This window comes from Veillonella sp. R32, assembly GCF_010093125.1.
Lineage (GTDB): Bacteria > Bacillota > Negativicutes > Veillonellales > Veillonellaceae > Veillonella_A.
In genome coordinates this window covers 18,716-34,118 of sequence record NZ_NMZQ01000022.1, presented here as the reverse complement: position 1 = coordinate 34,118, position 15,403 = coordinate 18,716, and the positions used below count along the sequence as shown (strand labels likewise).

Here is a 15,403-nt window from a genome sequence, read left to right as displayed (position 1 = left end):
ACTATTTACCGTAACATTAAATAATATATATAAGAGGTTTGGCCGCCCAAATTCAAGTAATATAGTAGTTTAGTAGAGTCGAATGGCCAAACACGAAGGGGGATTTTTTATGAGTGAACATGAAACACAAGACAAGCATCATATGAAGCGTGGTCTGAAAAATCGTCACATGCAGATGATTGCCTTAGGTGCATCGGTAGGAACAGGCTTATTCTATGGGTCGGCACCAACCATAAAATTAGTAGGACCAGGGATTATTGCCTCCTATGCCTTAGCAGGTCTTTTCATTTTCTTTGTAATGCGTATGCTCGGTGAAATGGCGGTGCGCGAACCAGTATCCGGTTCATTTAGTCATTTTGCTAATAAATATTGGAATGGCTTTATGGGCTATTTAGCTGGTTGGAATTATTGGACCTTATTTATGCTCGCTGGCATGGCGGAACTAGCGGCTATTGCCGTTTACTTAGCCTATTGGTTCCCCGATATACCACATTGGCTTACTACCCTCATATGCTTAGTTATTATTACGGCTATTAACCTAATCAATGTTAAAGCCTATGGGGAAGTAGAATTTTGGGCCTCCTTTATTAAGATTGGCGCCATCGTAAGTATGATTCTCTTTGGGTTTTATCTTATCTTTACCACCATGGGATCTTTCCCTAATAACTTCCATAATTTATGGGATAATGGCGGATTCTTCCCGAATGGTTCGTGGGGCTTCCTTTGCTCCTTAGCAGTAGTCATGTTCTCTTTTGGTGGCGTTGACCTTATCGGTATTACGGCTGGTGAAGCGGAAGATCCTGAAAAGAGCTTGCCAACAGCTATTAACGAATTATTACTTCGTATTTTAATTTTCTACATTGGTACTATGGTCGTACTTATGTCCTTAGCACCATGGGATAAAGTAGGCCTAGAAGCTAGTCCATTTGTGCAAATCTTTGAGGAAATCGGCATTCCTGCTGCCTCTAATATTCTAAACTTAGTCGTATTAGTAGCGGCCCTATCCGTTTTCAACAGTATTTTATATAGTAACTCCCGTATGCTCTATGGCCTTGCCAAAGCGGGTAATGCACCTAAAATATTTAGTTATTTAACCGCTCACGGGGTACCCTTAGCAAGTACTTTATTCTCCGCTGGCCTAGCGTTAATTATCGTATTAACTACTTACCTCTACCCACAAGCAGGCGAAGTGTTCATGCATCTCCTAGCCTTAGTAGTAGCAGGTCTTGTCATCAGCTGGTTTGTCATCATTGCAACACATATTAAATTCCGCAATACTTTCATTCGTGAAAACCGCTTAGATGAACTTAAATTCAAATCGCCACTATATCCATTTATCAACTATTTATGTATTCTATTCTTACTGGTAGTGGTAGCTGTTATGTGGCAAATGGATAGCTTTAAACCATCGGTTATTGCCATTCCATTCTGGATTCTCTTCTTATACATAACCTATAAGTTGAAACGAACCAAAAAATAATATAATACAACCTAACAATCTAAAAAGCCTGTAAGCACTTTTCTAGAAAAGAATGCTTACAGGCTTTTTTATTTTATTCTACAGCTAAGCTTTTTATTGTCTTAGCGGGCACACCACCTACGAGAGTATTACTAGGTACATCGTTTGTCACTACCGCCCCAGCCGCAACAACTACATTATCACCAATAGTAACCCCTGGTAAAATCGTCACATTACCACCAATCCATACATCATTACCAATTGTAATCGGCTTAGCTATCGCCATATGATTACGACGTTCTTTAGCCGACAATGGATGATTTACCGTTACTATAAGTGTATTCGGTCCAATCATAACATTATCGCCTATAGTTACTGGTGCAATATCTAAAATAACACCATTAAAATTAATTAAAAAATTGTCACCTACAGAAATATTCTTCCCATTATCACAAGTGAAACGAGGCAAAACTACAGGATTAGAGCCTACACGTCCAAATAATTCATGTAATATAGCCGTACGCGCTTCATAATCAGCCGCACTAATAGCATTAAGGGTTTCACAAATTTTAACAGCCTCTAATTTGCGCGCATCCACATCAGGATCTAAGAAATTATAAGGTAAACCAGCCTCTAATTTTTCAAGTTCAGTCATTGTTCCTCCTGTGACTATTAATTAACGATATGATTTTTCAAAAATAGTAAGATAATCTTCTGCACTTAATGGTAATGGATCCGCCGTAATATCGCCGCCCAATACTTCCGTGATTCGTTGTGGATAGGTCTTTAATTCTTCTTTGGTAATCCCTACTTCACTCATCTTTAATGCATCACAATGAATAGCAGCCAATAAATTATCAAGTGCTGTTACAAAATCTTTACCACTCGTTGCATTAGCTAGGCCCATAGCCCTAGCCATTTTAATCATAGGCTCTTCAGCGGCCTTCTTTTCAGCAAAGAAATTATAATACTCATGAGCAATCATAATAAGACCAGCACCATGAACTAGATTTTCATGATAGCTTCCCATAATATGCTCCATCGTATGTGGGGAAGTACAAAGCATATAATAACCAGCTAAAGTATTAGCAATAGCCATATAATACCGTGCTTCTTTATTATTTCCATCTTTATATGCAATTGGTAAATATTTAGCAATTAACTCAATAGCTTTAAGAGCAAACATTTCACCCATTACATGCTCATTCTTATTAATAACACTTTCAGCGGCGTGGAAAAAAGCATCCATCCCTTGATAAGCGGTAAATGTTGGTGGCACACTCATCATTAAATCAGGATCTACAATACTTAACGCAGGAAACATAGACGGAAAAAAGATACCAGTTTTTTCTTTTAAGGTATCATCAGAAATAACCGCCGCAATATCGACTTCACTCCCTGTGCCCGCTGAAGTTGTAATAGCGATAATAGGGGCCGCATCATAAGGTGCTGTTTGTTTTCCCCCTTGAGCACTTAATGAATAATCCCAAATTTCACCAGGATTTGTCATCATAAGAGCAATACATTTAGTAGCATCCATAACGGAACCACCACCAAGAGCAATGACAAAATCACATTGTTCAGCTTTAGCTTTATTAGCTCCTTCCGTTACATTCTGACGTGTCGGATTAGGACGAATTTCATCAAAAAGAGAATAGTCTACGCCAGCTAGCTTCAATTCATTAATGACCCGCTCTAAATAACCATATTTTTTGGTTGATGATCCATTTGATGTAATAATTAACGCTTTTTTCCCTGGTAAATTTTGTTCATGTAAATGATTTAATTGACCAAAACCAAATAAAACTTTAGTTGGCATATTAAAAATAAATTGTTGCATGATTGTATCCTCCTCACGTTTTTAAACATGTTAACAACCGTGCACGTTGTTTTCTACCATAATTCTTTACTTACTACATACTTAGTATAACCATAAATGTAACTACTGACGACGGCGAATCCTAAGATATATAGTGGTAAATGTTAAGATTGATGATATACTAAACGTAAGGAGGTGCATCCGCTATGACAGCCAGAAATATATCGAAAGACATCCTATGTACCGATGAAGCCAACCATCTCCACGCATCTTTTACTAAACTAGGAGTTGCCTTTATTACTGAGCATTGGCCTAAATTAATGGCCTCTGCCGATGGTACCCCTAGTCGCACTTATCAATGGCCGGCCCCAGCCAATGAATCAATTATGATTTGTGTATTTAAAGGGCAACACATAGAAGAAGGCTTTCATCGCCATGATTTTTTCTTTTTTAATTTTGCCTATCAAGGAGATTACGGCGCCCTTAGCTATGACAAGGATAATTATATTAAAGTAAAAGAAAATGAATGCTATATTGGCCAACCCTTCACAGGTTATGCTTTACGCGGCGATAGTAAGAATGAAATTATTATTATAGGTATTCTTATTCAAAAAGAAACCTTTTTTAAGACCTTTTTCCCTATTTTAGCCGCTGATAAAAAAGTATTTAACTTTTTCTTAGAACCTCAGAATAATCAGTTTTCCGAAGAATTTATCCATTTGAAATTCTCTGACCCCACCTATGTGCGCCGCTTATTGGAGCTTATGGTGTTAGAATATGCAGCCCCTAAAGCAGACACGCAAGATATCTTACAGCCCCTCGTAGCCGCCCTATTATTGATTGTAGCGCGGGAATATCAAACACAAACAACAACCGAATCGCCAAGCAGCCTTATCGATCAAGTCCGGCAATATATTAGTACCCATGTAGATAGAGTCACGTTAAAACAATTAGCTGCTGATTTAGCCTATCATCCTAACTATATTTCCAACTTAGTTAGACAACAAACAGGGCAGTCCTTTAGTGAAATTGTACTCGCTCACCGTATGGAACGAGCGGTTGCACTTTTACGAGGTACTGATTTGTCTATCGAAGTCATCGCTACTATGGTAGGGTATAGTAATACCAGTAATTTTTATAAAGCTTTCCGGAGCTATTTTCACACTTCCCCTAGAGAATATATAGAGCAACTACTTCAATCCCCTTAAGATGAAAAGAGGGCATCTTATCGATGCCCCCACACTTCCTCAGCAATACTTTTTACTAAGGCTAGTTTCGCCCATTGCTCTTCTTCAGTTAATTTATTACCAATTTCACAAGAAGCAAAGCCACATTGTGGACTTAAATACAAGCGCTCTAATGGCACATATTGTGTAGCCTCTTGAATACGCTTAATAATGCCGTCGCGATTTTCTAAAGTAGCTCGCTTCGTAGTAATTAAGCCTAATACTACTTTTTTATTAGCTGGCACAAATCGCAAGGGTTCAAAACCACCCGACCGTTCATCGTCAAACTCTAAGTAAAAAGCATCTACTTTGGCTTTACCAAATAAAATCTTTTCAATTCGTTCATAGCCACCCGAAGCAGCATACGTAGAGTTATAATTACCGCGACATACATGAGTAGTAACGACCAAATCAGCAGGAATATCTTGCAATGCTAAATTATTAAGCCGTAAAAATCGCTCAGCCGCTTCCTCAAAAGAAAGATCGTCTTTTGCTGTTTCTTGACGTTTTTGCCAATACGCTTCATCACAGAACATACCCCAAGTACAATCATCAAGTTGAATATTACGACAACCTGCTTCGTACAATTCCTTAATGAAGGTACGATACGCCGCGCCAATATCTTGTATCAGTTCTTCTACATCAGGATAAATTTGCCGTGTAGTATCCCCATTTTTATCACGGAATAATTCTGAAAATAACTGTGCTGGTGCAGGGAATGTCTGCTTAGCTACAGTATTAGCGTCAGCCCATTAATTAACAAACTTAAAATGCTCAATAAAAGGATGATTTTCACCGCTAATCTTACCTACTAATTTAATGGAACCCTTAGCTGTTTCTTCACCAACAAAGAAATAGCCGTGATCCAGTTCGTTTTCTTCAATACCTTGAAAGCCCCACATAAAGTCTAAATGCCAATAGGCACGACGGAATTCACCATCCGTAATCACATGATAGCCCGCTGCTTTTTGCTTGGCAATTAAGGCTTCAATTTCTTTATTTTCAACGGCTCTTAGTTCCTCAGCCGTAAGTGTACCTGCTTTAAATGCTTCACGCGCTTCTTTTAACGCAGTAGGTCGTAAAAAACTCCCTACATAATCATAACGAAATGGAATATGTAAACTCATAGTATGACCCCTTTCTCTCTACGCTTGCCTCGCCCATCAAGCTAGCCATTATCTAGCCCTCGTACGTACAAGCCATCGTAACAAGCTATTTACTGATAAAAAAATTGTGCAAGGCTTCTCACACCTCGCACACATCACACAGCTCTCACCCTGCGTAACTTAGCTCATCATACGGCTCTCACCCCGTATGACTCTCTCTTAATTGTTACGCTCTCTTCTCGCTCAAAGTAAAATCAATCAATTCATATAATCGAATCGCTTGATTACCTGAAACCCCAACGTAACTCTCTCTTTTTCCCATTTTATCCCTAGTCAATAACACTAACCCCTTGACTGGAACTTATTATACGTGCTTTTCACTTTCATGCCTAATATATACAGAAAACGGTTAGTTATAGCTTAAAACTATAACCAACCGTTTTTATATTAATCGAGCTAATTAACTTTTGTCATACTTTTTTTAGCGCCTGTAGTCATCTTTTAAAAATTACACACTTTGCGTATTTTTCTTTAAGGCTTCAATATATTGCTGGCAATACTTACCGGCCGCTACTTTATTATGCAAAATATAACCAATCTCAATTTTTTCATCCACATCTAAAGGAATAGCCAGAATATTCGGACCATTCAACTTTTCACTAATTATGCCGGAACAAATGGTATATCCATCAAGGCCAATTAAGAGATTAAACAAGGTCGCTCTATCGCACACCACAATATCTTTAGCACTTTCACAAGTACTCAGTATTTCTTCTGAAAAATAAAAGGAATTATGCTCCCCTTGTTCATAAGAGAGCCGTGGAAAAGGCGCTAAATCAGCCAAAGTAACCACATCTTTAGCCGCTAAAGGACTAAAGGAACTTACGAATACATGGGGTTTCGCTGTAAATAAAGGGTGAAACGTTAAATCATGACGTTTAAATTCTTTGCGCAAAATAGTTTCATTAAATTCATTCAAATACAAAATACCAATTTCACTGCGCAAACGAGCCACATCTTCAATAATTTCATAGGTCTGCGTTTCACGAATGCGGAAATCATACTCATTACCGCCATAAGCCTTTAACACATCCACAAAGGCTTCTACAGCAAACGAATAATGTTGCGTGGACACACAAAACTCATGTTTTACGGCTGTTTGACCAAAATATTTTTCTTCAATCAAGTTAGTCTGCTCAATAACCTGCCGAGCATAGCCTAAAAATTCATCCCCTTCAGGCGATACAATAACGCCTTTATTTGTCCGTGAAAAAATAGTAATCCCTAATTCTTGCTCCAACTCTTTAATCGCAGCTGTTAAACTAGGTTGCGCAATAAATAACTCTTTAGCCGCCTTATTAATGGATCCTTGTTTAGCCACGGTTACGATATATTTCAACTGTAGTAATGTCATAGGTAACCTCATTTTCTAAAATCATATACTTAAATTGTAAAGGAAAACAAAAAGGACTGCAAGCCCACTACAGGCCTACAGTCCTCGATTTATATATTAGATGATGCTACGTTTGGAACGAACCGCACGAGGTACAATGTTGAAAGCTAATTGATAGATAATATAACCTACGATGATAGCAATCGTACCACCCACGATTGGCCCTTCACCGCTGGCATAAATAGCGTATACAGAGTAAGCAAACGCTACTACGCTCAAGCCATACATGCTACGACGAGTAAAGAGGGACGCTCCTTCTGTCTTCAATAGTTTATTAACAGCTACACAGCAAAGAAGGTAAGGGAATACATTCGTCACTACGGCTAAGTTAACTAAATTTTCAAATTGACGGCTTAACGAATCATTCATAGTCATGAAAGCTAAGGCCGATTGCACTGTTAACAGAATTAACAAACCACGAACGGGTGCGTCAGCTTTATTTACACGACTGAATACTTTAGGAAATAAACCTGCATCAGCGGAGCTTTTAAACACGCGCGATAAGGTAAACTGCCAGCAAAGGATAGCACCACAGCAAGAAATAACCATGGCTGCCATCACGATTTTACCAACCGTGTCATTGAACATCTGGGCAAACACCATACCGAATGGTGCTGTAGAATTTAATAAATCTACATTAGGCACGATCCCTGCCATTATATTAGTAGACAATACATAAATCACCGCTACTGCTAATGTGCCGAAGAACGTTGCAATTGGTACGTTTTTCTTTGGATTTTCAACAGCATCCATGTTAGCTGCTGCGGATTCAAAACCTAAGAATCCCCAAAGAGTTAAAGCGATGGAAGAGCTCACTGCATCAAAGAAAGGCAGTTGATTTGGATTCCATACAGCTGAATACAAACTTGGGTCAAACCAGAACCAGCCAAATACACTGATGAAAAGAACTGGTAGGATAGCACCCCAAACCGTAATATTACTTATACGACCAGTCTTAGCATTGCCACCGAAGTTAAGTACGGCAGCGAGCCACAACAACACAATGGTTGCCAAACTCATCTGTACTGGCGATAAGGTTAAATCAAATAAGACAGCTGCGTAGCCCACTGCGGAAATCGCAATCGCTACGTTTGCAATTACAAGCGAAATGGCATAAGCATAATTTGCCATAAAATGTCCGGTTCTGCCAAAACTATACTCTGCATAGCCCCCCATGCCACCACGTTTAGTAGTGAACATACCACACTGTGCAAAGATATGGGCCAATACTAAAGACCCTACGGCTGTAATCAGCCAAGACAAAACGGAAATGGTTCCTACTTCTGCAAGTTTCGTAGGTAACATAATAATCCCAGCACCCATCATATTTGCTGCAACGAGCGTGGTCAACTGGAATACAGACATTTTTTTAGCGGTGGTTTTCATGTATCAATCCCCTTTCTATGTAGCTCAACATCTACAACTTAACAAGTGAACCGCTATCGATATCAGTCCTTGCGGTTGTGCGTGGATGTGATATCGCATGTAACGTATTTCTATTTTTTATTGACGACTTATTCTAACATCTATTAGCAAATAATAAAAGTCTTTTTTTCAATATAAAAAGTCCAACAAAGCTAGATGCCGTCTAATTTGGCACCTGTTTTTCATGACTGAATTCTCAAAGTAGGCATTAACACTACTTTTTTAGTTTTTTCACGGCTCATTTCTACCATTGGCGGACATAAAATTATTACACGAATTGAATAATTCTTTATAAACAACCTATTTAAAACGAGGAGAATCCATTTTAACCATAATAAGTTTTAATTTTAGTCCATTTTTTCCTATGCCAATTAGGTATTTTACGACCCTATTACGAAATAATTATGACTTTTTTCGAATATCACCACTCTATATCCACTCCAAAAGTACACATTTCAAGGTTTACAATTAAAAAGGTGTAGCAACCAAGGTTTCATCCATTGGCCACTACACGCTTTCTTTATCTCATATGCAATTAAACGTAAGAATTAGTCTGTCATTAGGCGTAAGAATTAGCCGAAAATCAACACTTAGCCCACTTGCTTATCATATTCAGCCACAATCTGATCTTCCATAGCTTGCATAGCCGCTAAGGTCTTACTTAATAGCTCATCTAGTTCCCAGCCAAGTCGTTCCGCACCTGCTTTGATAACATCGCGGGAACAACCAGCAGCAAACTTTTTATCTTTGAACTTTTTCTTCAAACTTTTGAGTTCCATATCTTTGGTAGATTTAGAAGGCCGCATCAATGCGGCCGCGCCAATAAGGCCGGTTAATTCATCAGCCGCAAATAACACATTTTCCATCAACTCTTTTGGTTCCCAATCGATGCAGATACCATAGCCATGACAACAAATGGAGTAAATCATATCGTCGCTTACCCCAGCTGCTTGCAAGAGTTCCTGGGCTTTTACGCAGTGTTCTTCTGGATACATTTCAAAGTCTAAATCATGAAGCAAACCGACTTGCCCCCAATAATCGATTTCATCGTTGGCACCTAACTGCTCGGCATACCAACGCATAACGGCTTCTACTGTTAAAGCATGTTGAATATGAAACGGCTCTTTATTATATGTTTTCAACAAATCTAAGGCTGCCTCACGGCTTAACGTTGGTGTATGCATCTTATATCCTCCCTAATTGCTTCGCCCATTTAGCAAGTTGAGCTTCTTCTTCAACCACTTGCGCAGCTCCAATTTGCCGTTGACGAGCTACACATTCAGGAGCTGTACCGCTGTAATTCTTGCGACCAGCCACGCAGGCTTCAATCGTAATAGCCTCCAAAATATCTGCCTCAAACACAGGCGAAATCTTCTTAAAATCGTCCACTGTTAAATCTAATAAAACACAATGATTTTGGATACAATGTTGTACCGCTTCCCCTACAATCGCATGCGCTTCACGGAAAGGTACGCCTTTTTTCGCCAAGTAATCCGCCATATCCGTCGCATTAGAGAAATCATTAGCTAGTACCGCATACGTCCGGTCCCCATTGACAGTCATATGACGCAACATATCAGCCATAATAGATAAGGCAAAATGCAACGTATCAACGGCATCGAAGATACCTTCTTTATCTTCCTGCATATCTTTATTGTAGGTCAACGGCAAGCCTTTCATAGTCGTCAACAACCCAAGCAAATGACCATAAATACGGCCCGTTTTACCCCGAACTAATTCACATACATCAGGATTTTTCTTCTGAGGCATAATGCTAGAGCCTGTGCAATGAGCATCATCCAGTTCAATAAAGCCAAATTCCGTGCTAGACCAAATGATAAGCTCTTCACTTAACCGACTCAAATGCATCATAACCGTAGAGGCAAAATGCAAAAATTCAAGCACATAGTCACGATCACTAACGGCATCCATACTATTTTCGTAAATTTTGCTAAAAGCTAATAATTCTTGCGTATACGCTTGGTCGATAGGATAGGTAGTACCTGCTAAAGCACCGGCTCCTAAGGGCATCACATCAGCATGTTTATAAATCAATGGCAAATGATCAAAATCACGCTGAAACATAGAGAAATACGCCATCATATGGTGGCTAAACAATACCGGCTGTGCCCGTTGCAAATGCGTATAGCCTGGCATAATCACATCTTGATGTTTTTCAGCCACTTCTAATAAGGCCTTTTGCAAATTAACTAATAATTCCCCCATATGCACAACCGTTTTACGGACATACATATGAAGATCTACGGCACATTGATCATTACGACTACGCCCTGTATGAAGCCGTCCACCAGCTTCGCCAATAGCATCGGTTAAGCGTTTTTCAATATTCATATGAATATCTTCTAACGCCACCGAAAAATCAAAAGTTCCCGCTTCAATTTGGCTTTGAATGTCAGTTAAGCCTGTTACAATATCATCACAATCAGCTTGCGAAATGATGCCCTGTTTAGCCAACATTTTCGCATGCGCTTTACTGCCTGCAATATCTTCCGCATACATACGGGCATCAAAAGCGATAGAAGACGTAAAGTCCTCTACCGCTTTGTCAGTACCCTTTGTAAAACGGCCGCCCCAAAGTTTAGCCATTTATTTACCTGCCTTTTCTTTCATCAATGCATTAATTTTAAGTGGTAAGCCGAAGAGATTAATGAACCCTTCCGCATCAGCTTGATTATATACATCATCTTCTTCAAACGTTACAAATTCCTGATTATATAAGGAATAAGGTGAGGTAGCACCCGCACTAATGATATTACCTTTATACAATTTCAAATTAATAGTACCGGTTACCGTTTTCTGAGTTTCATCTACAAAAGCCTGTAAAGCCGCCATCAATGACGCAAACCACATACCATCATATACAAGTTCTGCATATTTATTAGCCACTAATTCTTTGTAATGGTAAGTAGCCCGGTCGAGGCAAAGATATTCTAATTCACGATGGGCGTACATAATAATAGCACCACCTGGATTTTCATACACGCCACGAGATTTCATGCCTACTAAACGGTTTTCTACAATATCTACAATGCCCACCCCATTAGCAGCACCTAATTCATTTAAGGTCTGCAATAATTCGAGTGGCGTTCCTATTTTACCATTAACCGCTACTGGCACACCTTCTTTAAACTCAATAGATACTAAGGTTGGGGTATCTGGTGCTTCTTCTGGTGATTTGCAAACTAAATGCACATCATTTTTAGGTGCATTTGCTGGATCTTCCAAATCGCCACCTTCATGAGATAAATGCCATACGTTTTGGTCCATGCTGTATGGATGCGATTTAGTGGCTACTACAGGAATATCATGTTTTGCCGCAAATTCCATACAATCTTCCCGAGATTTTAAATCCCATTCACGCCAAGGTGCAATAATTTTAGTATTAGGCGCTAACGCTTTGATAGTTAATTCAAAACGAACTTGGTCATTCCCTTTACCAGTAGCACCGTGGGCAATCGCATCGGCCCCTTCTTGTTTAGCTACTTCTACTAATTTTTTAGCAATTAAAGGACGGGCAAAAGAAGTACCTAATAAATATTTACCTTCATATACAGCACCAGCTTTAACGGTTGGCCAAATATAATCAGCTACAAACTCTTCTTGTACATCTAAAATGTATGCTTTGGATGCGCCTGATTTAATCGCTTTCTTCTCAACCGCTGCATAATCTTCAGGTTGACCTAAATTACAGCAAACAGCAATTACTTCGCAACCATAATTTTCTTTTAACCAAGGGATAATAACGGAGGTATCAAGACCGCCAGAATACGCTAATACTACTTTTTTAATGTCACTCATTATAAACACCTCTACTTGCATTTCACTAGAATGGATTTCTGTATTTCATGTGTAACATTATACATAGTTACGAATATTAATGCAAGTATTTTTGTAAAAATATACAGAAAAATTATTTTATTTCAATTTATATTGCACCAAACCATAGGTTTCACCATTGACCGATGAAAAATGATGTGTCTCTACACTGCCTTTTAAACCACTAACAGCACCTAGCACAAACGCAGCGGTCCGCACCGAGTACTCCTCACCAACGGGATAACCTAACTCTTGCAATAACCGTGGCTGTTGATCTCCTAAAGCCTGCATAACCCCAATATTAATGTCTAAATTTTTATCCACACCATTTACCCAATGGTTGGGTAACAAATTAGCACTACCAATAACAGCTACGCGACGCCCCGAAGCTTCTGCCGCCAATTGTACTACTTTACCAAAGGTATACAGTTCTTCATAGCTAAGTCGCCCCATGGTTAAACGCACAATTTGCTTATTCGTGAGCCCTTGTTCTGACAAAAAATGTAACGGAATAGTAGCTGTATGATGTAATAAATAATCATCCGTAGAAATAATTGGCAAACTATCTAAAATACTTGTCAAGGGAATCCCCATACGTTCACTTTGCCGTTGTAAGGCTTGATTAAATACACTATCCGTTTCCAAACCTACTGTAAATGTCGTTCCATTCGCCAAAGGGATAGCCCCGCGCAAACGTGCTTGTGGGCTAAACCCGAGTGCATCATTTAGCGTCAATTGGTAACGACTCAGTATTAAAATAGTCTGCGGCTTACTTGCTTTTATCGCCTGTGCTGCTTCTTCCATAGCCCCTATCACTTCATTATAAGCACTGCGATCCGTTGCTACTGCTTCATAATAGCGCAACGGTGCTGGCCAATACGAAACACTAACGATACGCCCCTTCATAGAGACCTCCTTGTTAACACATGACACTCAATCTAGACTTACCCATAATATTAATCGAATTTTGTATTAATACCATTATAGTATTAATTTATTTTACTCTATTTTACTATAATTTTATATTTATTTCACCCGTGAGAATAAAGAAATAACCTTTTTTCATACGCCAACAGCTTTTAACTAAATATATGATGACTATGCATAAAAAAGACTAGCTTATTTTGTAACATATGGTATGATAGAGCCATGAAACTACTATTTAAACTACTATTAACTCTTGTCATTATCGGCCTAGGTCTGTACTGGTTTGCTGGCTATACGCCAGAAGAAACTACGACCCCACGTAGCCCTTATACGTCACGGGAACAATCGCTAGAATCAACGGAAGATCAATTAAGTCGTACAGAACGTATTAGTCGTTTATTCCATTTTACAGAGGCAGTGGGAACTGCTTTAAATAATCGCGTGCCCCCAAATCAACAAGTGAAAGGAGACCAAATTAGCACGCAACTAAAAGAAGCACTCGTAGCTACTGAAGATAAACGATTTTATGAACATGGTGCTATTGATGTATTCGGCATTGGCCGTGCCTTTTATACTAATTTAACAGCTGGCCGCACCGTCGAAGGCGGTAGCACCATTACGCAACAACTTGTTAAAAACCTCTTTTTATCGTCCAAGCGGATTATGTCGCGCAAGGTGGAAGAAGTTATCTTAGCCTATTTAATGGAATACTATTATACCAAAGATGAAATTTTAGCCATGTACTTAAATACTATCTACTACGGTAATGATTATTACGGTATTTATCAAGCAAGCAAAGGCTATTTTGATACTTCGCCAGCGAAACTGACCTTGGGCCAAGCCGCCCTATTAGCTGGGCTACCACAGGCGCCGTCTTATTATAATCCATCCCAGAATTATAAAGCAGCTAAAGAACGCCAGCGCACTGTGCTCACCTTGATGACACAGCAAGGTCTTATTTCCAATCGGGAAGCTGACAAAGCTTATTATTCCAATTTAAGCCTAACCAGTGGTGATACAGAAACTATCGATTATCCTAATACAGAAGTAGAATCTGAAACGACGGCAGACTCCGAGAGCAACAGCAACAAAAATAAATCAAGCCATACGGTCAGCCATTCTTCATCACCAGATAAATTTAGTCTGGATGATTAAGTATGCGTTTACAACCATTCATTCTGCTTGCAATGAATAGCTAATTCTCTATTATTCAGCTATTCATCAATTAAATATACGATTACCAAAAAGTCTACGCTCCATAGATTGTATGCGTAGACTTTTTATATTACACTTACTATCAAAGACGTCTTTATCCTGATTCCAAAGAGGCCACTAAATTAGCCTCTATATATTTTGAGCACTGCATAAGCTCAACTAAAACGATAAGTACTAAAGTTTAACTCTCTTGCAATCTCAAAATCTCTATTTCATACATACAAAGAAAGGATTTTATATGAATACAGAAAAAATAGGTCAATTGATTTTACAATTGCGTAAAGAAAAACAATTAACCCAGCAACAACTGGCGGAAGCCCTTCACATCACCAATAAAACCATATCCAAATGGGAATGTGGCAAAGGCATTCCTGATGTCACGCTCTGGGAACCATTAGCAGAGCTGTTAGGTGCTGATATTTTAAAACTATTACAAGGAAGCTTATCACTAAATTCCATAGATACTGGTAATATACGCCGTTTAAAAATATATGTATGCCCTCATTGTGGCAATATCCTAACGAGTACCAGTAGCGCTACCCTTACCTGCTGTGGGCGGCCACTTACAGCCCTAACAGCTATATTAAATGATAACGATCATAAACCAAAGGTAAGTACTGTGGACGGCACAAATTATCTAACCTTTTCTCACGCCATGACAAAAGAAGAATATATATATTTTGTGGCCTATGTATATGACGATTTTATCTGGCTACAAAGATTATATCCAGAGCAAGAACCAGCGGTACAATTACCTCGTTTGAAACGAGGGGGCAAATTACTAGTCTATTGTTTAAATCACGGACTGTTTGCCTATCAACATATACTCTAACTTGCAAAAAAGCATCTAATGCAAAAAGTCTACGCTCCATAGATTGTGTGCGTAGACTTTTTTGTATATTTATATATAAAGCATTCAACTTATATCATGACTAT

The 15,403-nt window shown here is 38.9% G+C and carries 14 protein-coding genes; 4 read left to right on the top strand and 10 right to left on the bottom strand.

Annotated elements, in window-relative coordinates; all coding sequences use genetic code 11:
• Positions 1 to 109 precede the first annotated feature (109 nt).
• A complete protein-coding gene (locus tag VER_RS05455) occupies positions 110 to 1,480 on the top strand; it encodes an amino acid permease (RefSeq protein WP_162099868.1) in 1,371 nt (456 codons plus the stop codon).
• 73 nt (positions 1,481 to 1,553) lie between these two features.
• Here the strand turns inward: VER_RS05455 and VER_RS05450 are convergent, their stop codons facing one another.
• Positions 1,554 to 2,114 carry a sugar O-acetyltransferase gene (locus VER_RS05450; RefSeq protein ID WP_162099867.1) on the bottom strand — a complete coding sequence of 187 codons (561 nt, stop codon included), beginning with the start codon at positions 2,112 to 2,114 and terminating at the stop codon, positions 1,554 to 1,556.
• Positions 2,115 to 2,135: 21 nt separating this feature from the next.
• The gene (locus VER_RS05445; protein ID WP_162099866.1) at positions 2,136 to 3,299 is read right to left on the bottom strand and encodes an iron-containing alcohol dehydrogenase; all 1,164 of its coding nucleotides are present in this window, start codon (positions 3,297 to 3,299) and stop codon (positions 2,136 to 2,138) included.
• 185 nt (positions 3,300 to 3,484) lie between these two features.
• Here VER_RS05445 and VER_RS05440 point away from each other — a divergent pair, with 185 nt between their 5' ends.
• Entirely contained in the window at positions 3,485 to 4,486 is a 1,002-nt protein-coding gene (locus tag VER_RS05440; RefSeq protein ID WP_162099865.1) for an AraC family transcriptional regulator, read from the top strand.
• Between the two features lie 17 nt (positions 4,487 to 4,503).
• Here VER_RS05440 and VER_RS10390 read toward each other — a convergent pair whose 3' ends face one another.
• The 8 genes from VER_RS10390 to VER_RS05405 form a co-directional block, all read right to left on the bottom strand.
• Positions 4,504 to 5,133 (bottom strand): hypothetical protein, encoded by a 630-nt coding sequence (locus VER_RS10390; RefSeq protein WP_255494014.1) that lies wholly within the window; start codon positions 5,131 to 5,133, stop codon positions 4,504 to 4,506.
• Positions 5,134 to 5,256: 123 nt separating this feature from the next.
• Positions 5,257 to 5,631 (bottom strand): hypothetical protein, encoded by a 375-nt coding sequence (locus VER_RS10385; RefSeq protein ID WP_238390149.1) that lies wholly within the window; start codon positions 5,629 to 5,631, stop codon positions 5,257 to 5,259.
• A 487-nt stretch (positions 5,632 to 6,118) separates the two neighbouring features.
• Positions 6,119 to 7,024: a LysR family transcriptional regulator gene (locus tag VER_RS05430; protein WP_162099864.1), complete on the bottom strand. Its 906-nt coding sequence runs from the start codon at positions 7,022 to 7,024 to the stop codon at positions 6,119 to 6,121.
• Between the two features lie 96 nt (positions 7,025 to 7,120).
• Positions 7,121 to 8,449: a putrescine-ornithine antiporter gene (gene potE / locus VER_RS05425; RefSeq protein WP_162099863.1), complete on the bottom strand. Its 1,329-nt coding sequence runs from the start codon at positions 8,447 to 8,449 to the stop codon at positions 7,121 to 7,123.
• Between the two features lie 629 nt (positions 8,450 to 9,078).
• A complete protein-coding gene (locus tag VER_RS05420; RefSeq protein WP_162099862.1) occupies positions 9,079 to 9,672 on the bottom strand; it encodes a hydrolase in 594 nt (197 codons plus the stop codon).
• Position 9,673: 1 nt separating this feature from the next.
• Positions 9,674 to 11,095, bottom strand: a complete 1,422-nt coding sequence (argH, locus tag VER_RS05415) for an argininosuccinate lyase (protein ID WP_162099861.1) — start codon at positions 11,093 to 11,095, stop codon at positions 9,674 to 9,676.
• The gene (locus tag VER_RS05410) at positions 11,096 to 12,307 is read right to left on the bottom strand and encodes an argininosuccinate synthase (RefSeq protein WP_162099860.1); all 1,212 of its coding nucleotides are present in this window, start codon (positions 12,305 to 12,307) and stop codon (positions 11,096 to 11,098) included.
• Between the two features lie 117 nt (positions 12,308 to 12,424).
• Entirely contained in the window at positions 12,425 to 13,231 is an 807-nt protein-coding gene (locus tag VER_RS05405) for a hypothetical protein (RefSeq protein ID WP_162099859.1), read from the bottom strand.
• A gap of 243 nt (positions 13,232 to 13,474) precedes the next feature.
• Between VER_RS05405 and VER_RS05400 the strand changes: the two genes are divergently transcribed.
• Both VER_RS05400 and VER_RS05395 read left to right on the top strand, forming a co-directional pair.
• Positions 13,475 to 14,407 carry a transglycosylase domain-containing protein gene (locus VER_RS05400; RefSeq protein WP_162099858.1) on the top strand — a complete coding sequence of 311 codons (933 nt, stop codon included), beginning with the start codon at positions 13,475 to 13,477 and terminating at the stop codon, positions 14,405 to 14,407.
• Between the two features lie 298 nt (positions 14,408 to 14,705).
• The gene (locus VER_RS05395) at positions 14,706 to 15,299 is read left to right on the top strand and encodes a helix-turn-helix domain-containing protein (protein WP_162099857.1); all 594 of its coding nucleotides are present in this window, start codon (positions 14,706 to 14,708) and stop codon (positions 15,297 to 15,299) included.
• Positions 15,300 to 15,403 lie beyond the last annotated feature (104 nt).

Bases quoted from the DNA above. Each gene is read 5' to 3' on its own strand.
- VER_RS05455 (WP_162099868.1), top strand. From the start codon at position 110: ATGAGTGAACATGAAACACAAGACAAGCATCATATGAAGCGTGGTCTG.
- VER_RS05450 (WP_162099867.1), bottom strand. From the start codon at position 2,114: ATGACTGAACTTGAAAAATTAGAGGCTGGTTTACCTTATAATTTCTTA.
- VER_RS05445 (WP_162099866.1), bottom strand. From the start codon at position 3,299: ATGCAACAATTTATTTTTAATATGCCAACTAAAGTTTTATTTGGTTTT.
- VER_RS05440 (WP_162099865.1), top strand. From the start codon at position 3,485: ATGACAGCCAGAAATATATCGAAAGACATCCTATGTACCGATGAAGCC.
- VER_RS10385 (WP_238390149.1), bottom strand. From the start codon at position 5,631: ATGAGTTTACATATTCCATTTCGTTATGATTATGTAGGGAGTTTTTTA.
- VER_RS05430 (WP_162099864.1), bottom strand. From the start codon at position 7,024: ATGACATTACTACAGTTGAAATATATCGTAACCGTGGCTAAACAAGGA.
- potE (WP_162099863.1), bottom strand. From the start codon at position 8,449: ATGAAAACCACCGCTAAAAAAATGTCTGTATTCCAGTTGACCACGCTC.
- VER_RS05420 (WP_162099862.1), bottom strand. From the start codon at position 9,672: ATGCATACACCAACGTTAAGCCGTGAGGCAGCCTTAGATTTGTTGAAA.
- argH (WP_162099861.1), bottom strand. From the start codon at position 11,095: ATGGCTAAACTTTGGGGCGGCCGTTTTACAAAGGGTACTGACAAAGCG.
- VER_RS05410 (WP_162099860.1), bottom strand. From the start codon at position 12,307: ATGAGTGACATTAAAAAAGTAGTATTAGCGTATTCTGGCGGTCTTGAT.
- VER_RS05405 (WP_162099859.1), bottom strand. From the start codon at position 13,231: ATGAAGGGGCGTATCGTTAGTGTTTCGTATTGGCCAGCACCGTTGCGC.
- VER_RS05400 (WP_162099858.1), top strand. From the start codon at position 13,475: ATGAAACTACTATTTAAACTACTATTAACTCTTGTCATTATCGGCCTA.
- VER_RS05395 (WP_162099857.1), top strand. From the start codon at position 14,706: ATGAATACAGAAAAAATAGGTCAATTGATTTTACAATTGCGTAAAGAA.